Annotated in this window: 15 protein-coding genes; 3 read left to right on the top strand and 12 right to left on the bottom strand. The window is 31.1% G+C overall.

All coding sequences use genetic code 11. The annotated features are described in order from the left end of the window. Window positions 1-24: 24 nt before the first annotated feature. The 6 genes from J1D01_RS12355 to thrA form a co-directional block, all read right to left on the bottom strand. Window positions 25-939 carry a glutaminase gene (locus tag J1D01_RS12355; protein ID WP_421151036.1) on the bottom strand — a complete coding sequence of 305 codons (915 nt, stop codon included), beginning with the start codon at window positions 937-939 and terminating at the stop codon, window positions 25-27. Continuing rightward, entirely contained in the window at window positions 939-2,021 is a 1,083-nt protein-coding gene (gcvT, locus tag J1D01_RS12350; protein WP_421151035.1) for a glycine cleavage system aminomethyltransferase GcvT, read from the bottom strand. Before gcvT ends, J1D01_RS12355 begins: the two co-directional genes overlap by 1 nt. A gap of 113 nt (window positions 2,022-2,134) precedes the next feature. Next, a complete protein-coding gene (locus tag J1D01_RS12345) occupies window positions 2,135-4,423 on the bottom strand; it encodes a DUF1566 domain-containing protein (RefSeq protein WP_421151034.1) in 2,289 nt (762 codons plus the stop codon). A 232-nt stretch (window positions 4,424-4,655) separates the two neighbouring features. Then, window positions 4,656-5,948 carry a threonine synthase gene (gene thrC, locus J1D01_RS12340; RefSeq protein WP_421151033.1) on the bottom strand — a complete coding sequence of 431 codons (1,293 nt, stop codon included), beginning with the start codon at window positions 5,946-5,948 and terminating at the stop codon, window positions 4,656-4,658. A 3-nt stretch (window positions 5,949-5,951) separates the two neighbouring features. Then, complete coding sequence (locus J1D01_RS12335) at window positions 5,952-6,875, bottom strand: homoserine kinase (protein ID WP_421151059.1); 924 nt, start codon at window positions 6,873-6,875, stop codon at window positions 5,952-5,954. Between the two features lie 69 nt (window positions 6,876-6,944). After that, a complete protein-coding gene (gene thrA / locus J1D01_RS12330; RefSeq protein WP_421151032.1) occupies window positions 6,945-9,389 on the bottom strand; it encodes a bifunctional aspartate kinase/homoserine dehydrogenase I in 2,445 nt (814 codons plus the stop codon). Between the two features lie 343 nt (window positions 9,390-9,732). On the opposite strand from thrA, the gene J1D01_RS12325 reads away from it, so the two are divergent. Further along, the gene (locus tag J1D01_RS12325) at window positions 9,733-11,292 is read left to right on the top strand and encodes an NAD(P)H-hydrate dehydratase (protein WP_421151031.1); all 1,560 of its coding nucleotides are present in this window, start codon (window positions 9,733-9,735) and stop codon (window positions 11,290-11,292) included. A 132-nt stretch (window positions 11,293-11,424) separates the two neighbouring features. On the opposite strand, the gene J1D01_RS12320 is transcribed toward J1D01_RS12325, so the two are convergent. The 6 genes from J1D01_RS12320 to J1D01_RS12295 form a co-directional block, all read right to left on the bottom strand. Beyond that, a complete protein-coding gene (locus tag J1D01_RS12320) occupies window positions 11,425-12,474 on the bottom strand; it encodes a TlpA family protein disulfide reductase (protein WP_372937637.1) in 1,050 nt (349 codons plus the stop codon). Between the two features lie 106 nt (window positions 12,475-12,580). Further along, complete coding sequence (locus J1D01_RS12315) at window positions 12,581-13,435, bottom strand: substrate-binding domain-containing protein (protein ID WP_372937638.1); 855 nt, start codon at window positions 13,433-13,435, stop codon at window positions 12,581-12,583. 11 nt (window positions 13,436-13,446) lie between these two features. After that, window positions 13,447-14,316, bottom strand: coding sequence for a nucleoside phosphorylase (locus J1D01_RS12310; RefSeq protein ID WP_372937639.1), 870 nt, complete (start codon window positions 14,314-14,316; stop codon window positions 13,447-13,449). Beyond that, window positions 14,306-15,247: a DUF1835 domain-containing protein gene (locus tag J1D01_RS12305; RefSeq protein ID WP_421151030.1), complete on the bottom strand. Its 942-nt coding sequence runs from the start codon at window positions 15,245-15,247 to the stop codon at window positions 14,306-14,308. The genes J1D01_RS12310 and J1D01_RS12305 overlap by 11 nt, the downstream gene beginning before the upstream one ends. Before the next feature lie 2 nt (window positions 15,248-15,249). Further along, window positions 15,250-15,579 carry a translation initiation factor gene (locus J1D01_RS12300; RefSeq protein WP_372937641.1) on the bottom strand — a complete coding sequence of 110 codons (330 nt, stop codon included), beginning with the start codon at window positions 15,577-15,579 and terminating at the stop codon, window positions 15,250-15,252. Between the two features lie 6 nt (window positions 15,580-15,585). Next, the gene (locus tag J1D01_RS12295; protein ID WP_372937642.1) at window positions 15,586-16,536 is read right to left on the bottom strand and encodes an isopenicillin N synthase family dioxygenase; all 951 of its coding nucleotides are present in this window, start codon (window positions 16,534-16,536) and stop codon (window positions 15,586-15,588) included. A gap of 217 nt (window positions 16,537-16,753) precedes the next feature. Here J1D01_RS12295 and J1D01_RS12290 point away from each other — a divergent pair, with 217 nt between their 5' ends. Together J1D01_RS12290 and J1D01_RS12285 are read left to right on the top strand one after the other, a co-directional pair. Then, window positions 16,754-18,673: an alpha-ketoacid dehydrogenase subunit alpha/beta gene (locus tag J1D01_RS12290; protein ID WP_421151058.1), complete on the top strand. Its 1,920-nt coding sequence runs from the start codon at window positions 16,754-16,756 to the stop codon at window positions 18,671-18,673. Between the two features lie 2 nt (window positions 18,674-18,675). Continuing rightward, window positions 18,676-19,551 (top strand): sterol desaturase family protein, encoded by an 876-nt coding sequence (locus J1D01_RS12285; RefSeq protein WP_372938024.1) that lies wholly within the window; start codon window positions 18,676-18,678, stop codon window positions 19,549-19,551. Window positions 19,552-19,766: the final 215 nt, after the last annotated feature.

Here is a 19,766-nt window from a genome sequence, read left to right as displayed (position 1 = left end):
TCAACAAATTTCTGAATATAAAAACTAAAAAATAGAAAGTTTAGTATTGGTTGTAAACTGCTCTAAAGCGGTCATACCTAATAGTGAATTTCCTTTTTTATTTAAACCTGGTGCCCAAGTGGTTAAAATAAAATTATTTGGTAACAAGGCAACAATACCACCACCAACACCACTTTTTCCTGGTAAACCAACTTCAAAAGCAAACTCGCCAGCTTCATCATAAAAGCCACAAGTTAGCATTAAAGCATTAATGCGTTTTACTTGAGAACGTGTTAGGCGAAGTTTATTTTTTAAGCAGTAACCATCATTGGCTAAAAAGTAGAAAGTGTTTGATAGTTGGCTGCATGTCATCTCTAACGAACATTGATGGAAATAGAAATCTAAAACATCTTCTACATCATTTTCAAGATTGTTGAATGATTTTAAAAGATTGGCTGCAGCATAATTTTTAAATCCAGTGTGTTTTTCTGAAAGTGCCACAGATTTGTTATAATTTATATCATCTACGCCACATAAATCTCTAACAAAATTTAAAAAATCGGTTTTAGGATCTTTTAAATTTGAAAGCAGTATATCTGCAATAACAATGGCGCCAGAATTTATAAACGGATTTCTAGGAATGCCATTTTCTACTTCAAGAAGTGCTAATTGGTTAAATGGGTGTCCAGAAGGTTCTACATCTATACGTTTCCATATAGATTCTCCAACTAGTTCTATAGCTTTTGCTAGAGCTAAAACTTTAGAGATACTTTGAATTGAAAATGGCGTATTAAAACTACCAACTCCAAAACTTTCTCCACCAACAATTTTTAAGCAAATACCAAAATTGTTAATGTCAATTTTTGCTAATTCTGGTATGTAGGTAGCTACTCTTCCTTTTTCAATTTGACTAGTAGCACTGTTGTAAATGGTGCGTAATATAGATTGAAAATCTGGCATTAGCTTTTATAAAAAGGCAATTTTACTACGGTTGCAGGAATAGCTTTTTTGCGAATTTGAATATTAATTTTACTACCTATTTCTGAAAATATTACAGGCACATAACCTAAGCCAATGCCTATACCAAGACTGGGAGACATGGTGCCAGACGTAACATTACCTATTTTATTACCGTTGCCATCAACAATATCATATCCATTTCTAGGAATACCACGTTCATTTAACTCAAAGGCAATAAGTTTGCGTTCTGGTCCACGACGTTTTTCATCTTCTAAAGCTTCAGAATTTGTAAATGCTTTGGTGAATTTGGTAATCCATCCTAAACCAGCTTCAATAGGAGAGGTGGTGTCATCAATATCATTTCCGTAAAGGCAATAGCCCATTTCTAGACGTAAAGTATCTCGAGCAGCCAATCCAATGGGTTTAATTCCAAAATCAGCACCTGCTTCAAAAACCTTATCCCAGATTTGTTTAACCTCACTGTTTTTACAATAAATTTCAAAACCGCCACTGCCTGTATAACCTGTAGCAGAAATTATAACATTTTCAATACTTGCAAAATCGCCTACTATAAAATTATAGAATTTAATAGCTGATAAATTATGACTAGTTAAATTCTGCATAGCTTCAACTGCTTTTGGACCTTGAATAGCAAGTAATGAATAATCATCACTTAAATTTCGCATGGTAGCCCCAACGTTGTTTTTAGAGGAAATCCAATTCCAATCTTTTTCAATATTACTAGCATTAACAACTAGTAAATAGGTGTTTTCTTTTATTCTGTAAATAATTAAATCATCAACTATTCCACCAGTCTCATTTGGCATACAGCTATATTGAGCTTTACCTATGGTTAGTTTACTAGCATCATTACTACTTACTTTTTGAATTAAATCTAAGGCTGTTTCACCTTCAATTAAAAACTCGCCCATATGAGATACATCAAACACACCAACAGCATTTCTAACAGTATCGTGTTCAATATTTATGCCTTGGTATTGTACAGGCATATTAAATCCAGCAAAAGGCACCATTTTAGCACCTAAAGCTTTGTGTGTTTCAGTTAAGGCTGTATTTTTCATAAAAATTGCTATTAATTATTTTTAAGCGAAGCAAATTTATTGAAAAATTACAGATAAAGGTTATGCTAAAGGTGTAAAGATTTAAATGCTATAAAGTTTTAGTATCCTAATTATTATTGGTTTTTTCTAGTTAATTCATTTTCTGTGATATAGCCGTCTTTATTGATGTCTCTTTTATCAAAGTTTTGCTTTAATTTCCCTCTGACTTCTGATTTAGATATTTTACCATCATTGTTAGTGTCCATTTTTTGTAACATTTTTTCAAAAGAAGGAGGTGTATTTTTATTAACTCTTTCCTTGTTTTCTTGAAGGCTCAATTTGCTAGATTTTGTTTGATAATTATTTTGTTGTATTTGGTTATTATTAATATTATCAGAAATATTTCTAACAGCTCTAACGTAATTATAAACATATCTAACATCTCCTTGTGGTCCGAAAAATTGTGGGTAATCTGTTTTATTTCCGCTTTTGGGGTCGCTTCTTTGCGCGCCAGCACCATGAACATCCATTAATCTACCGTTCATTTGTCCTTGTGCTTCACCAAAAGCAATATAAACAGCACCTGAGTATGGGTTTTTACCATCTAAATGGGTTGTGCTTGTCCAGTAATACGGATACTGGTTATTTCCATTAGGGTCTTTGATTGTGGTAGATTGAAAAACAGGATGTATTGCAGGAGAATTGGTGGTTTGTGGAGAGCGTGTATAATCTACAATACTTTGTAATTCTTTGGCATTAGGCAAACGCCAATTGGAATACCCAGCAAGTTCTAAATTTTCAGCATAATTTAAGGCTTCTTCCCAATCTTTACCAATGCCATTATCGACTTTTTGCCACATTAAACCAGTGGCATAGTCGCTTATAGTGCCATCACCATTGTCTATAAAATTGTTTTTTCCATAATTTTTATTTCCACGTACTAAACGGAAATACATTTTATTTTCATTACCTGATCTGGGTTTGTATTTAGGATAGCCTTTTATTCTACCATCAACAAAATTAACACCAAAAATAGTTTCATCATTTCTCATAGTTTTTCCAACATAAACAGTTGAAGACCATGTTTGTGCATCAATTTCTCGTTCTCCTTTTTTGCTATTTCCTAAAGGTTGATTAAAATAGTTTGTATCAATAAACATTTTAATAGCTGTGGCACCTTTTACTTTTCCTGTAAATTGTATGAGTGAATATAGTTCTTTAATGGTTGGTAACCTCCAATCTGTGTACTCTCCCAATTTGGAGTTTTTAGCTTTTAATTTGGCCTCCTCAAGTGTCATTTTTGCTCCCATATCTTGTTCCCACATTAAACCTGTAACATTATCTGTTATGGTGCCATCTCCATTATTAGTGTAAGAAGGTTGATTGCCCTTATAGTTGGCATCTTGTCCGTAAAAAGACTCTCCTACAGTGGGTTTGGAGATTTTTGTTGTATTAGAATAGTAGTCTATAACTCCTGTATCAACAATTGGATAGCTAAGTTTTAAATTTGTGTTCTGTTTTTTAGCTTTATTTTGTTTAAGTGGTAAGACCATTAAATCTTTTCCATATATAATTGTTCCAGAATAATTCTTTCTTAATTCTGCGCTAGTGGCTGTTTCATCTACATTAGTGAAATTGAAGTGTGTTAAAACTAAATTTTTAACATTTGCTTCTCTAGCCATTTGTGAGCTTTCTGCTAAATTAACATGGGCTTTTTCTTTTGTTTTTCTGATGTTTATATTGTTAATCTTTTTAGATCCTAATTTAATAGCTCCACCAGAGTCCATTATCAAATAATCTGCATTTTTAGCTAAAATTGGTAGAGACTCTGAATAAGTTAAATCACCTGAAATTACAATGGATTCATTACCTACATCAAAACGATAGGCTAGTGTGGCAATAGTATGTTTTACAGGAGTACACGTAATTTTAATATCACCAATATATAATGTGGTGTTTCCTTTTAAATTTTTTGTAGTAAAATTAGAGGTAGCATCATTTAGATTCCTTTTAGTTTTTGATAATCTGTATGCAATGTCTTCTTTATAGATTTCTAGAATATTGTTAACTATAGAAGTAGTTTGTTCTGGTCCAGCAATAGTTATTTGATTACCACCAAGAAGTGATTTTATAAAAATAGGAATAAACTCCTCATTATGGTCAAAGTGATGATGTGTAAAAAGTAATCCATCAATATTTTTAATTTTCAGACCTAATTTGTTCAAATTGGCCTGTGTGCCATTGCCCATATCTACTAAAATTTGAGTGTTTTTATAGGATATTAATACCGATGGACCAGAGCGTTCTGTATTATATTTTGGCGATCCAGAGCCAATTATAATTGCTGTTAAATGTTCATTATTATTTTGAGAGAATACCTGAGTGTATAGAAATAAAAATGTTAAGAGAACGTGTACTTTCATATTGCATAATTTGTTTCTATGACACTTGATTGTCTTAAAAGTTTAATTGATTATACATAAATTGTTTAAATTTAATAAGGGATATTATTAAGATTAAAATTGGTTTTGTAATAGAGTTTTCACATCAAAATTTAGTTGAAAATACACTAAAACTAACTATAAATTTTGGATGTTTAAAAATAAAAAAGCCATAGATAATCTATGGCTTTTTAAAACTTTTTTTGATGTAAAATTAATTTAATAAAAATCTTTTTAAATCATTGTAAGTACTAATAACTGTAGATTCTTTTTCTTTACCCATAACACTTTGTATTTGTTTAGGTAGCGATTGTTTTTCTTTGATAACTTCTTCTACCACATCTATAAACTTAGTAGGGTGTGCAGTTTCTAAAAATACACAATGAGCATTAGGATTTTCTTTTAGATAAGCCTTACTTCCTAAATAACCAACAGCACCATGCGGGTCTGCTACATAATTGTATTTGTTGTACATTTCTAACATGGCTTCTTTAGTTTCATCATCGGTGAAGCTATAAGAAGAAAGATTTGTCTTTAAAGTATCAAACTTATTTTTATAAATCTCTTGGATGCGAATAAAGTTGCTAGGTGCTCCAACATCCATAGCATTACTAATGGTTTGAATAGATGGTTTTGGCTCATATAATTGCGATTGCAAATAGCGAGTTACAACATTGTTTACGTTATTAGAAGCAACAAAATGTTTTATAGGTAACCCTAACTGTTGTGCCATCATACCAGCACAAATATTACCGAAATTTCCACTTGGTACAGAAAACACTATGTTATCATGTTTTTTATGAAGTTGTTTGTAGGCAAACATAAAGTAGAATAATTGAGGCAACCATCTTGCTACGTTTATTGAGTTAGCTGAAGTTAACTGCATGTTATTAGTTAATTCTTCATCTAAAAATGCCGTTTTAACCATGGCTTGACAATCATCAAAAGTACCATTAACTTCTAATGCTTTAATATTTTGTCCTAAGGTAGTTAATTGTTTTTCTTGAATATCACTTACTTTTCCGCTAGGGTAAAGAATAACCACATTAACGCCTTTAACGCCTAAAAAACCATTGGCTACGGCACCGCCAGTATCTCCAGATGTGGCTACTAAAACAGTGACTTCGTTGTTATTATCTTTATTAAAATAGCCTAAACAACGCGCCATAAACCGAGCACCAACATCTTTAAATGCCATAGTAGGACCATGAAATAATTCTAATGTTGAAATGCTATCATTTAACTGAACCACAGGAAAATCAAAAGATAATGTTTCTTCAACAATAGTTTTTAAAACGTCTTCTGGAATTTCTGGAGAAACAAATTGTTTTATAGCTTCAAAAGCTATTTCTGTATTAGATAAGTTATCTATGTTCTTAAAAAAATCTGGACTTAACGATGTAATATTTTCAGGGAAGTATAGACCTTTATCTGGTGCTAATCCTTTTACCACTGCATTTTTAAAAGTTGAATTTGGAGCTTGTTTATTTAAAGAGTAATAATTCATTTTTTAATTCAAAATTTTAATTCCTTCTGTATTTATTTTTGAAACGTGCAAGTCAAAATCTATACCTGTTTCAGTATATATTTTTTTTATTGCTTTTTTTACATTTAGAGCAGTTTCTTCTCCTTTACTTAAAGAAAAAATTGAAGGACCAGAACCAGAGATTCCTGAGCCTAACGCACCAGCTTTAATGGCTGCTTTTTTTACTTCTGTAAAGTATGGAATTAGCTTGCTTCTATGAGGTTCTACAATAACATCATGTAAAGCGTTTTTAATCACTTGGTAATTATTTGTATGCAACCCATGAATTAAACTTCCAAAATTAGCCCATTGTGTAATAGCATCTTGTAAGGCAACTTCTTTAGGTAAAAGTGCTCTAGATTCTGATGTTTTTATTTCAATTTGAGGATGAATGATAGTTGCGTACAAATCTTTTGGCGATGGAATTTCTAATATTTCTAAAGGAGACACACTTTTTACTAAGGCAAACCCACCAAACATGGCAGGAGCCAGATTATCGGCATGTTCGCATTTACTTGCTAAAGCTTCTCCTTTAATAGCAAATTCTGTTAATTGTATTTTATTAAAAGGCCTGCCCAAAAGTTCATTCATTCCAAATACACTACCAACAGCACTAGCAGCACTACTACCAATACCACTGCCAGGTTTAATTTTTTTGTAGATTTCAATTTCAAATCCAAAATCAACATCTATAGCATTATACATGGCTAGAGCAGATACCCCTGAAACATTTTTTTCAGCTTCATAAGGCAAATCAAAACCTTCTATTTTGGTAATATAAATACCTTTCTTTTCTACTTTTCTTATAACCATTTCATCACCAACGTTGTCTAAACAAAAGCCCATAACATCAAATCCGCAAGAAACATTTGCAACTGTAGCTGGTGAAAATATTTTTATTTCGTTCATCTTTTCTATTAAATAGTTCTCTGCTGCACTAGAGCAAAAACAAGAACCTTCTTTATGCAATTCCATGTTTTATTCACTTCCTAACCTTATGATATCTGCAAATAATCCAGAGGCTGTTACATCTGCTCCAGCACCTGCACCTTTAATAATCATAGGTTGTTTAGGGTAACGTTCTGTATAAAACATTACAATATTATCGCTTCCTTCTAAATTATAAAATGGGTGGCCTACAGGAATTTCTTGTAAGCTTACACTTGCGTTTCCATTATCAAATTTTGCTACGTATTTAAGTTGGCAATTATTAGCTTTTGCTGAAGCATACAAACTCTGGTAGTGGTCTTCGTCATCAATTAAAGTTTGATAGAAATCATCAACCGTATCACTCTTTAATCCTGCTTCAGAAAGGAAAGAATCATTTTTAATATCTTCTAAATTCATTTCAACACCACTTTCTCTTGCTAAAATTAATATCTTTCTAGCCACATCTACACCACTTAAATCTATTCTTGGATCTGGTTCTGTATAACCTTCTGCGGCAGCTTGTTTTACAATGTCATAAAACTTAGTAGTATCGTTAAAATTATTAAATACAAAGTTTAAACTTCCACTTAAAACAGCTTGAATAGATTTAATTTTATCTCCAGAAGCCACAAGATTATTTAATGTGTCAATTACAGGTAAACCTGCGCCAACGTTGGTTTCAAATAAGAAAGGAGCATTGTATTTAAGTGATAATCTCTTCAATTCTTTGTAATTAGCAAAGTCACTTGAACATGCTATTTTATTACATGCCACAATAGAAATACTTTCTCTTAAATATTGTGCGTAAAGGTCTGCAATATCTTTGTTTGCAGTAACATCAACAAAGATGCTATTGCGTAAATTAAAAGTTTTAGTTTTCTCAAAAAATCCTTGTAAAGATGCTTGTTCGCCATTAGCTAAAAGCGCTTTCCAATCGTTTAAATTTAAACCATGTTCATCAAAAACCATTTTTCTTGAGTTAGATAAACCTATAACTCTTAAATTTATTTTAAGGTTTTCTTTTAAGTATTTGCGTTGTTGCTTTATTTGCTCAACTAAACGTTCTCCTACATTTCCAACGCCTGTAATAAATACATTAAGTTGTTTGGTTTTAGACTCAAAAAATTGTTCATGTAATACATTTAAAGCTTTTTTTACATCGCTTTCTGCAATAACTACCGAAATATTTTTTTCTGAAGCGCCTTGAGCAATAGCTCTAACATTTACATTGTTTTTACCTAAAGCACTAAATAGTTTACCACTAATACCTTGATGACTTTTCATATTATCACCTACAAGAGCAACAATAGAGAGCTTATCTTCAATAATAATAGGATTAATTTTATGCAGAGCAATTTCATTTTCAAAAGCAGCATCTATAGCCTCTTTAGCAGCTTTAGCGTCTTTAGTGTCAATACCTAAACAAATAGAGTGTTCTGAAGAGGCTTGAGTAATTAAAATAATGTTTATTTTTTCCTGAGAAAGTGTTTCAAATAACCGTTTTGAAAAACCAGGAATACCAACCATTCCACTTCCTTCTAATGTTAACAAAGAAATATTTCCAATATTACTAATACCTTTTACTGGCTTATTAGAATTTATAGCATCATTGGAGATTTTAGTTCCAGCAGCTTTAGGCTCTAAAGTGTTTTTAATGTAAATAGGAATTTCTAAATCTAAAACAGGTTGCACGGTAGGAGGGTATAATACCTTAGCCCCAAAGTGAGACAACTCCATAGCTTCTTGATATGAAATTTCTTGTATAGGATATGCGTGCTTTACAATTTTAGGATTGGTAGTAAACATGCCGCTTACATCTGTCCAGATCTCTAACTGTTCAACTTTTAATGCTGCAGCAACAATAGCAGCAGTAAAATCTGAGCCACCACGCCCCAAAGTTGTTTGTTCTCCAAGTGTTGAATTTGCTACAAAACCAGGTAAAATGGTAATTTTTTGTGAAGCAGATTTAAAATAATCTTGAATGTTTTCATTAGTTATACTATAGTTTACTTCTGCTTTTGTAAAATTAGAATTGGTTATAACAAGTTCTTGAGAATTTTTGCGTTCTGCTGATAAACCCCTACTTTTCATAGCTTCAGCAATGATGAAAGAAGATAGTAACTCTCCAAAACTCACTAATTTATCAGAGGTTTTTGGAGATAATTCATTGATTAAATAAATACCTTCTAGTAAACTTTTTAACGCCTTTAAATTTTCTTCAACAAAAGCTATAATATTGTTGTTATTGCTTGGTATTAACTCATTTATTATGTTTAAATGAATTTCTTTTATTGTTGTGAAAACTTTAGAATATTCAGAATCTTTATTTTTAGCTAGTTTTCCAGCTAAAAGTAATTTGTCTGTAATACCTCCAACAGCAGAAACTACACAGATTACAGAATCATTTTTAGAATAATCTTCTAAAATATTTATAACGTTATTTATATTTTTTGAAGAACCTACAGATGTTCCTCCAAATTTTAAAACTTTCATTTTTTTAATGAATTGATAATTGAAAAAATATTTTTTGAATTGTGATTATTATTAAAACCACAAATATAGCCTGAAGTATATATAATTAACAACCCCAAAGGGTAGTTGTTGTAGTAGTACCAATAAAAGAAGTTGTTCCTTTGGTAAAAGAAGCGAAAGTAAATCTTATATTTTGGTCTAAATGATTCATAGATGCTATGATAATACAACCCAAAAGTATTACATTTAGCCTAATAAAAAAACTAAAACTTTTTTTTTGTAAAATTCTTAAATAGAATCAATATTCTTTTAAGAAATTCAACGTATTTATAAAACAATTAGAAAATCAATAATTTATTAATTAATGAAAATATTCTCTAGAGAACAGATTTATGAAGGCGATAAATTAACCGCTGAACGACAAAACATAACTTCAACAGATTTAATGGAACGTGCAGCTACCCAAATTTTTAATTGGATACACATGCGCATGCAAGGAGCACAAGTACCCATTCATGTGTTTTGTGGTATAGGAAATAATGGGGGAGATGGTTTAGTGTTGGCAAGACATTTAATTCTGCACGGATACAATGTTAAAACTTATGTGGTTAATTACAGTGATAAGCGTTCAAAAGACTTTTTAATTAATTACGATAGAATTAAAAATGTTACTAAAGAATGGCCTATTTTGATGACAAGTGAAGAAGATTTCCCTCAAATTCATCCAGATGATATTATTGTAGACGCCATTTTTGGTATAGGATTAAATCGTCCTGTGGTAGATTGGGTTAAAAACCTTTTTAAACACTTTAGAAATACCAAAGCTTTTACACTTTCGGTTGATATTCCTTCTGGTTTACGAACAGATTCAGTTCCTGAACATGAAGATGATGTTGTTTGGGCAGGATTTACACTAAGTTTTGCTTCTCCTAAATTAGTATTCTTTTTACCAGAAACAGCTAAATACACAGCGCAATGGGAAGTATTAGACATTGGTTTAGATCAAGAGTTTTTACACACTACAGTTACAGATGTAGAACTTATAGGTAAGTTTGAAGTTTTACCTAATTATATTCCTAGAAATAAATTTTCACATAAAGGACAATTTGGGCATAGTTTAATAATTGGCGGAAGCTACGGAAAAATAGGCGCAGTAACATTAGCTACTAAAGCAACATTATCTGCTGGAGCAGGATTAGTATCGGTTTTTATTCCTAAATGCGGATACAATATTATGCAATCTGCTTTTCCTGAAGCTATGGTAATCACTGATGCTGATGAAGAAATAATTACTAATATTGAATTTGAAATAGAGCCAACTGTTGTGGGAATAGGAATAGGAGTAGGGACTAATGAAAAAACAGCAAAGGCTTTTGAAATGTTTTTAAAAGAAAACAAAGCTCCTTTAGTAATTGACGCCGATGGTATTAATATGCTTTCTAAAAATAAAGATTTATTAAAATTATTACCAGAAAATACAGTTTTAACACCACACCCTAAAGAACTTGAACGTTTAATAGGAGCTTGGAAAAACGACTTTGATAAGTTAGATAAAGTAAAAGCTTTTTCAAAGAAGAACAAGGTAATTGTTGTTATTAAAGGCGCTAATACTATTACTGTTTTAGAAGATAAACTTTATATAAATACTACAGGAAATCCAGGATTATCAACTGCAGGTAGTGGTGATGTTTTAATGGGAGTAATAACAGGGCTAATTTCTCAAGGATATAACCCGTTAGTGGCTTCTATTTTTGGTGTGTATTTACACGGAAAATCGGCAGATATAGCTGTTGGAGATTATGGGTATGAAAGCTTAATAGCTAGCCATGTTATTGATTATTTAGGTGAAGCTTATATAGATTTATTTAAACAACCTGAACAGCAACAAGCACCCGAAACAAGTAGTGAAGAAAAAGAAAAATAAGTTTTACTCTAATATTAGGATGTTTTTAGTGCAGTTACTAATGCAAAAGTTATTGCAGTAAAGTAAATAGGAATTTAGATACATTAAATAAAAAAAGCCTCTTAAAGAGGCTTTTTTTATTTAAAAATATTTTTAAATTTTTAACTTATCAAAAAGCTCAATAAGTTTTGGGCTTGATGGTCTTGGTGCATTGGCATCTACTACATTACCATCAGGGTCAATTAAAATAAATCTAGGAATACCTCTTATTTGATATCCTTGAACAAAATCTGATTTCCAATCCTTATCAGCTAATAATTGAATACCACTCATGTTTTTTTCTGCAATCATTTTTTTCCACCCTTCAACAGATGCTGCTTTTTTTGCTTCGGGAGTTTCTCCTTTATAACCTCTACCATTATCAACAGAAATGCTTACAAACTCAATATTTTTGTTATGATACTTTTTTTCAATTTCTTGTAAAAATGGAATTTCTCTTTTGCATGGTCCACACCAAGTAGCCCAAATATCAACATATACATACTTTCCTTTTAAATCACTTAAAGATGTGGTGCCACCCTTATAATTTTGATAGTTCTCAAAAGTAGGAGAGGGTTTACCAACAAAATCTGCAAACTGATTAGACATGGCTTTTTGCTGCTTATATACATTTAAAAGACCTTCTTCTAATTTATTAAAACTAGATAATTCTTTTGCAAAAACTGTAGAATCTATTTTTTTTGAACTTTCTAATAATTCAATAAAACTTTTTTTTGCGTCTGCAACTTTTACTTTAAAAGTTTCTTCTTCTAAATCTAACAAATCAGGAGTTAGTAGTTTTTCTTGTAAAAGAGCTTTTTTAGCTAAATAATTACTGGTTTCCGATCCCTTTCCGGTGTAGGTTATAGTTTCATCAAATTCTTTTGTGTCTAGTGTTAAGTAAATGTTGGCATCATTTTCAAGGAATAGATTGGTAGATTCTGTACCATCAAATAGGTTAAAAATACCGGCTTTAATTTTTAAGGTATCTTTAAAAGTACCATCTTCATTAACTTTAATTGTTTTTGAGTAACCTCTAGATCTTACTACTAAAGAGTCACTGTTTTTATTTGTTATTTTTCCAGAAAGTGTGACGTAATCTTTAGGTTCTTGTTTACATGAAACAAGTGCTATTGCAAAGAGTAAAAAAAGTAAATTTTTCATTTATATGTTTTAATTTTTCCAAAAGTAATGATTTGCTATTTTTATACCTGTATTTTTTTATTATTATTAACATTTAGTTGTGTTAGTTGAGCCAAAAAGTATTTTTTTACAATTTATAAACTAGCTTTTTGTAGTCAACTTTTTTTGGGATAATATTAAGAGAAAAAAGCTCTTTTTGAACCATATTGATAGTCTCCTCATCCATTAGGTTTTGAGACCACTCTGTTAGGTTTAACCATTCTTGTACATCTTCAAGTTTTTGTTCATATCTATTAGCTATGGTTTTATCTATGCTTGGTATATGTTTAAAATCTTTAGTTGTATTGTTTATAATATCAAGAATAGTTTTTAGAGCTTCTTTTTCATTTTCAATAAAATCTTCTCTAACAGCAATTACAAAACAAGGCCATGGAGTAGGGCAATTACCAACGTTTCTAAATATACCGTTATCTACAAAAGGTTTTGTGGTGAATTTTTCCCACATAAAATAATCGGCAGTACCATTTGTTAAACCTTCTACCGCACCTTCTAAGTTTTTAATAACTTTAAAATTTAAATCTTTTTCTAAATTCCAATTATTGTTTTTGGCATTTATGTAAGCCATTAAATGAGAACCAGATCCATATCTACTAATGGCGGCTTTGGTTCCTTTTAAATTTTCAATAGAATTATATTTTGAGTTTGCAGCTACGTGTATACCCCATATTAATGGCGATTTAACAAATGTTTGTACTATTTTACTAGGGTTACCTGCAATAATATCTTTTATGATGCCTTCGGTTAGAATAACGGCAATATCAATGTCTTTTTCTCTTAAAGCTTTACACATAGCACCAGTACCTCCGTAATAATCATGCCATCTTAGGTTGATACCTTGGTCTTTATATTCTCCATTTTTTAAGGTTAAATACCAAGCTAAATTGAAGTGTTCTGGTACACCACCTATATTTACATTCTTCATATAAATTTTATCTATTCTGCAATTTTGTTTAGTGTATAAATAATGAGTTCTTCAACTGCTTTAGCTGGATTTTCACTAAAATTACCTGTTGCTCTGTTTGCAATTATGGCATTAAGAGAAACGGCATGATGACCCAATAATTTTGATAAACCAAAAATAGCAGATGTTTCCATTTCAAGGTTAGTAATTTTGAGACCGTTGTAGTTAAAGGTATCCATGTTATGATTTAGCTCAGGGTCATGTACAGGCAGTCTTAGTACACGCCCTTGCGGACCATAAAAACCGCCTGCGGTAGCCGTCATTCCTTTGTGAGTTTTATCACTTTCCAATCTTTTTTCAAGAGTACTGCTATTTTTAACTACAATGGGTTTTGCTTTATTAGCATCCCAATTTGTTTGTTTAATGAAGGCTTCTTCGATGTCTGAGTTTTTTATGGTTTCTATTTGATAGTAGTGTAGCATACCATTTAAGTCTAGTCCGTATTGACTTAAAACAAAAGCATCTACAGGGATTTCTTTTTGAAGTGAACCTGAAGTACCAACTCTAATTATATTAAGACTTGTGAGTTTCTCTTTTGGTTGTCTAGTTTCTAAATTAATATTAACTAGTGCATCCAGTTCATTTAAAACTATATCTATATTATCAGGACCTATGCCTGTTGATATTACAGAAATATGTTTGCCTTTATAATACCCTGTATGTGTTTTAAACTCTCGCTTTTGAGTTTTAAACTCAACGGAATCAAAATGTTTTGAAATTTTATCTACTCGGTTTTGATCTCCAACAAATATAATAGTGTTGGCTATATTTTCGGGTTTTAGGTTTAAATGATAGACACTCCCGTCTGGATTTAAAATGAGTTCAGATTCTTTAATGGGCATTTATTATGGTTTTTACCAGTTTGTTTTCTTTTGTATTGAACTGAAAATCTAATTTTTTTACACCTCCAAAAATGGTTTTATCATTTATTTCAGCAGAAAAATTATGTTGTTCTAATAAGGCTTCGTATCCTTTTCTGTTTAGTTTAATACTATTTTTGTCTTCTATATAAAATATAGATAATTGGTCTATAATTCTACCTAATTGCATATCGCTAAACCCGTAATATCCTTGATAATTAAGTGCGTAACCTAACAAGTGATGTTTAGATTTAACGGTGTTTTTATCTATTATTTCTAGAATGTTTTTCTCTAAAGAACTTAGTCCGCTTTTGCTATCTGGAAATCGTTTTAAATGTGCTTTTAAACAGTTGCTTAAATAATCAAAAGAGGAACTTTTAACAATAAATGGTTTAAATAAACTATGATCTTTACCATTATATATTTGCCAAAGTGTTTCGGCTAATTCAATATCGTCTTCGTTTAGTCTAACTCTGTTTAAGTAATGATTTGTTAATTGTTTTGAGCTTAATTCAGATAATCCTTTTAAGCTTTTACTACCTTCAATAAAACCACTACAAACTAAATAAAGAGGTAGGTTAATATGTTTTTGCTTAATAAGACTTATAACAGCAATGAGATTGATGTGGCAGAATAAATCGTACTCAAACCAAAGAATTATTTCTGAAAAAGCATCAAGATAATCTAGTTTTTTTATTTCTGTTTTAAAAGCATTTACATCTAAATAAACATTATATGTTTCACTAAAAAAATTTGTTCTGGCTTTAAAAAACTCATCAGATAAAATATTAACATGGGTAGGACCTTCACAAAGCATTTCATGCCAAGTAATAATATTTCCTTTGTAACCTGAATCATTAAGATAATTTGTTAAGTTACTACCATTGGTAATATGTAGTTGACTCTTTTTCATAGTTAACCACCAACGCGTTTTACCTTAAAGCCTTTATCTTTAAGAAGACTCATTATTTTATCTCGATAATCTCCTTGGATAATAATTTTATCATCTTTAAAACTACCACCAACACTTAATTTCTTTTTTAAATCTTTAGCTAAGAGCTTGAAGTCTTCTGTAGCACCGGTATAGCCTTCTAAAATGGTAATTGGCTTTCCTTTACGTTTTTCATATTTACAAATAATTGGATCGTCTTGAATCCAGAGATTATCATCTTCTTCATTTTCTTCTGAAATATTTTCAGAAACATGGTCTGGAAATAAATTTTTAAGCTGATCTTGTAAATCCATTAACTATTACTTTTTAATTAAGCCTAATTCAATAAGTCTTTGAGTTAAAAACTCTCCTGCTGTAATGTCTTCAAACTGTTTTGGATTGTTTTCATCAACACAACCTTCTAACACATTTAATTTCATGTCACTAATAGGATGCATAAAAAATGGAATAGAATATCTTGAGGTACCCCAAAGCTCTTTTGGCGGATTTACAACACGATGAATAGTAGATTTTAATTTGTTGTTAGTGTGCCTTGATAGCATATCTCCAACATTTATCATTAATTCATCGGGTTGTGCTATGGCATCTATCCATTCGCCTTTATGGTTTTGAACTTGTAAGCCTTTACCTTGGGCTCCCATTAAAAGCGTAATTAAATTTATATCTCCATGAGCTGCTGCTCTTACGGCTTCTTTAGGTTCTTGAGTAATTGGCGGATAATGAATGGGTCTTAAAATAGAATTTCCATTGTAAATATATTCATCAAAATAGGTTTCTTCTAACTTAAGGTGTAATGCTAAAGCTCTTAAAACGTATTTTGCTGTTTTTTCAAGCATTTTATAGGCTTCTTTACCAACCTCATTGAACTCAGGTAGTTCTTCTACAATTACATTCTCTGGGTATTCTTTTTTTAGTTTTTCATTATTTTCAACGTATTGCCCAAAATGCCAAAACTCTTTTAAATCACCTTCTTTTTTACCTTTAGCGCTTTCTTTTCCAAAAGAAACATAACCACGTTGCCCCCCAATACCTGGAATTTCATATTTCTGTTTAGTTTCTAACGGTAAATTGAAAAAGTTTTTTACTTCGCTATATAATTTATCTACCAAAGCATCATCTAAAAAATGACCTTTTAAAGCTACAAACCCTATTTCTTCATAGGCTTTCCCAATAGCATCTACAAAACTCTGTTTTCTTTTTGGGTTGTCTGAAATAAAATCTTCCAGATTAACACTAGGTATGGTATTCATTAAGTATATTTTTATATGTGAGTATTACAAATGTACAAAAACATAGCAAAGTTTTAAGGCTATTTATTTTGACTTACTACTAAAAGGAAGTTTACTTTTTATGGTATATTTGGTAATAACACCATAACTAAACATGAATAACAATTTTTCTTTAAAAGCTTTAGAGTTTAATACTTATAATCTAGACAAAGATGTGTTGATTTATTTATACAAAAACATGTTAAAATCTAGATTAATTGAGGAAAAGATGTTAGTATTACTTAGGCAAGGAAAAATAAGCAAATGGTTTTCTGGTATTGGTCAAGAAGCTATTTCAGTAGGTGTTACTTTGGCGTTAAATGATGATGAATATATTTTGCCAATGCATAGAAACTTAGGGGTTTTTACAACCAGAGGCATTCCTTTATACAGATTATTTGCGCAATGGCAGGGAAAGGCATCTGGATTTACTAATGGTAGAGATAGGTCTTTTCATTTTGGAACTCAACAATATAAAATTGTAGGCATGATTTCGCATTTGGGCCCGCAACTAGGTGTGGCTGATGGTATTGCTCTTGCCAGTAAGTTGAAAACCAAAAATCAGGTTACTGCTGTTTTTACTGGTGAAGGAGGTACAAGCGAAGGCGATTTTCATGAAGCTTTAAATGTAGCTTCTGTTTGGCAACTTCCTGTACTATTTTGCGTTGAAAATAATGGTTATGGACTTTCTACACCCACTAACCAACAGTATAATTGTAAGGATATTGCAGATAGAGGCATAGGTTATGGAATGGAATCTCACATTATTGATGGTAATAATGTTATTGAAGTTTATAAAACTATATCTGAAGTAGCAGAAAGTATTCGTAAAAAACCACGACCAATTTTAATAGAATTTAAAACTTTTAGAGTGCGCGGACATGAAGAGGCTAGTGGTACCAAATATGTTCCTCAAGATTTACTAGATGCTTGGGGTAAAAGAGATCCTATAGAAAATTATGAAAAATTTTTAAAAGAAAAGGGTGTTTTAAATGAAGAGATTGATGTGAAATTAAAGACTAATATTACTCATGAAATTAACAAACATTTAGTGATTGCATTAAATGAAGATACTATTAATATAACCTTAACTAATGAGTTAAATAATATTTTTAAATCATTTAAATATCAAGAGGTTAAAAGTGAATTAAAAACCTGTAATATTAGATTTATTGATGCTATATCAGAAGGCTTAAAACAAAGTATGGAGCGCCATAGTAATTTAATTATTATGGGGCAGGATATAGCAGAATATGGTGGTGTTTTTAAAATCACCGAAGGTTTTGTTAATCAATTTGGAAAAGAAAGGGTAAGAAACACACCCATATGTGAGTCTGCAATAATTGAAACAGCTATGGGGTTATCAATAGCAGGAATGAAAGCTATAGTTGAGTTACAGTTTGCAGATTTTGTAAGTTCTGGTTTTAATCCAGTAGTTAACTATTTGGCCAAATCTTATTATAGATGGGCACAAAATGCCGATGTAGTTTTACGAATGCCTTGTGGTGGTGGAGTTGGTGCGGGTCCGTTTCATTCACAATCCAATGAAGCTTGGTTTACAAAAACCCCAGGTTTAAAAGTGGTTTATCCTGCATTTCCGTATGATGCTAAAGGATTGTTGGCAACAGCCATTAACGACCCCAATCCTGTATTGTTTTTTGAACACAAAGCACTTTACAGGAGTACACGTCAAGAGGTACCAACAGATTATTATACATTGCCTTTTGGTAAAGCTTCTCTTTTGAAAGAAGGAAATGAAATCACCATAATTTCATATGGAGCAGCCATACATTGGGCTTTAGAAACTTTGGAGAATAATCCCAATATTTCAGCCGATGTTGTAGATTTAAGAACTCTTCAACCTTTAGATACAGAAACTATTTATAAGTCTGTTAAAAAAACAGGAAAAGCCATTATTTTACAAGAAGACACTTTGTTTGGTGGAATAGCTAGTGATATATCGGCCTTAATTAATGAGCATTGTTTTGAGTTTTTAGATGCACCAGTTAAGAGGGTAGCTAGTTTAGATACTCCCGTTCCTTTTGCAAAAGCTCTTGAAAACCAATTTCTACCAAAAGATAGATTTGAAACTGAGTTAAAATTACTTTTAGCATATTAAAAATGAATATATACTTTGAAGCTTTTATAGAAGCATTTTTTAATTCTGTGAATTGGACATGGAATTCAATAATTTTTAATGTGCCTTGGTACAATAATTTCTTTTGGGGATTAATTGTTATTTCAATAGCTGTTTGGTTGCTTGAAATTGCATTTCCTTGGCGCGAGGAACAAGCTATTTTTAGAAAAGACTTTTGGTTAGATGCATTTTATATGTTCTTTAATTTTTTCATTTTTACCATTATTATAAGTGGGGTTTATAGTGTTTTAGAAATATTATTTACCAAAATAGGCCTTACAATGGCATCTTTTCAATTAATAGACCTCTCATCACTACCTGTTTTTTTAGAGTTGCTTGTTTTCTTTTTAATTTTAGATTTTGTGCAGTGGTTTACACATGTAATGTTACATAGATTTGAATTTCTTTGGCGATTTCATAAAGTACACCATTCTGTTAAAGAAATGGGGTTTGCAGCTCATTTACGTTACCATTGGATGGAGAATGTGCTATACAAACCATTAAAAGTATTTGCCGTAATGCTAATTGGTGGTTTTGAACCCCAACAAGCATTTATTATTCACTTTGTAGCAATTTCTATAGGGCATTTAAACCATGCTAACATAAAATTAACTTATGGGCCGTTAAAATATATATTTAACAATCCAGTAATGCATTTATATCACCATGCTTATACGTTACCTAAATCGCATAAACATGGTGTTAATTTTGGCATTAGTCTCAGCCTGTGGGATTACATTTTTAAAACTAATTATATACCAGAAAATAGTGGTAAAATTAAATTAGGGTATTCTGATGATTATAAGATGCCTAAAAGCTTTTTAAGACAACTTTTTTATGGTTTTAGAAAGAAAGACTAAATCTTTTATTTTGTTTCAGCTTCAGAAAGTATAGAAGAGATAGCTTCTATAAGGGTCTTTAATATATCCTTTATAAATGAATTATAAACTAGTGCGCATATCGCTTAGAACCTTTCCATAGTGTGTCATTAGAATATTTAAAGTTAATATATCTTCTGGAAGGTAATAGGTTTTCTTGGGTAAGGCTATTTAAATGGTTTGATATCTTAATAACT

Origin of the sequence: Seonamhaeicola sp. NFXS20 (assembly GCF_049132085.1) — a bacterium.
Classification (GTDB): Bacteria; Bacteroidota; Bacteroidia; order Flavobacteriales; family Flavobacteriaceae; genus Seonamhaeicola.
The sequence above is the reverse complement of the archived record's forward strand: the minus strand, read 5'-3'. Positions and strand labels throughout refer to the sequence as shown.

Bases quoted from the DNA above. Each gene is read 5' to 3' on its own strand.
- J1D01_RS12320 (WP_372937637.1), bottom strand. From the start codon at position 12,474: ATGAAAAATTTACTTTTTTTACTCTTTGCAATAGCACTTGTTTCATGT.
- J1D01_RS12345 (WP_421151034.1), bottom strand. From the start codon at position 4,423: ATGAAAGTACACGTTCTCTTAACATTTTTATTTCTATACACTCAGGTA.
- thrC (WP_421151033.1), bottom strand. From the start codon at position 5,948: ATGAATTATTACTCTTTAAATAAACAAGCTCCAAATTCAACTTTTAAA.
- thrA (WP_421151032.1), bottom strand. From the start codon at position 9,389: ATGAAAGTTTTAAAATTTGGAGGAACATCTGTAGGTTCTTCAAAAAAT.
- J1D01_RS12285 (WP_372938024.1), top strand. From the start codon at position 18,676: ATGAATATATACTTTGAAGCTTTTATAGAAGCATTTTTTAATTCTGTG.
- J1D01_RS12315 (WP_372937638.1), bottom strand. From the start codon at position 13,435: ATGAAGAATGTAAATATAGGTGGTGTACCAGAACACTTCAATTTAGCT.
- J1D01_RS12325 (WP_421151031.1), top strand. From the start codon at position 9,733: ATGAAAATATTCTCTAGAGAACAGATTTATGAAGGCGATAAATTAACC.
- J1D01_RS12310 (WP_372937639.1), bottom strand. From the start codon at position 14,316: ATGCCCATTAAAGAATCTGAACTCATTTTAAATCCAGACGGGAGTGTC.
- J1D01_RS12295 (WP_372937642.1), bottom strand. From the start codon at position 16,536: ATGAATACCATACCTAGTGTTAATCTGGAAGATTTTATTTCAGACAAC.
- J1D01_RS12305 (WP_421151030.1), bottom strand. From the start codon at position 15,247: ATGAAAAAGAGTCAACTACATATTACCAATGGTAGTAACTTAACAAAT.
- J1D01_RS12355 (WP_421151036.1), bottom strand. From the start codon at position 939: ATGCCAGATTTTCAATCTATATTACGCACCATTTACAACAGTGCTACT.
- J1D01_RS12335 (WP_421151059.1), bottom strand. From the start codon at position 6,875: ATGAACGAAATAAAAATATTTTCACCAGCTACAGTTGCAAATGTTTCT.
- J1D01_RS12290 (WP_421151058.1), top strand. From the start codon at position 16,754: ATGTTAAAATCTAGATTAATTGAGGAAAAGATGTTAGTATTACTTAGG.
- J1D01_RS12300 (WP_372937641.1), bottom strand. From the start codon at position 15,579: ATGGATTTACAAGATCAGCTTAAAAATTTATTTCCAGACCATGTTTCT.
- gcvT (WP_421151035.1), bottom strand. From the start codon at position 2,021: ATGAAAAATACAGCCTTAACTGAAACACACAAAGCTTTAGGTGCTAAA.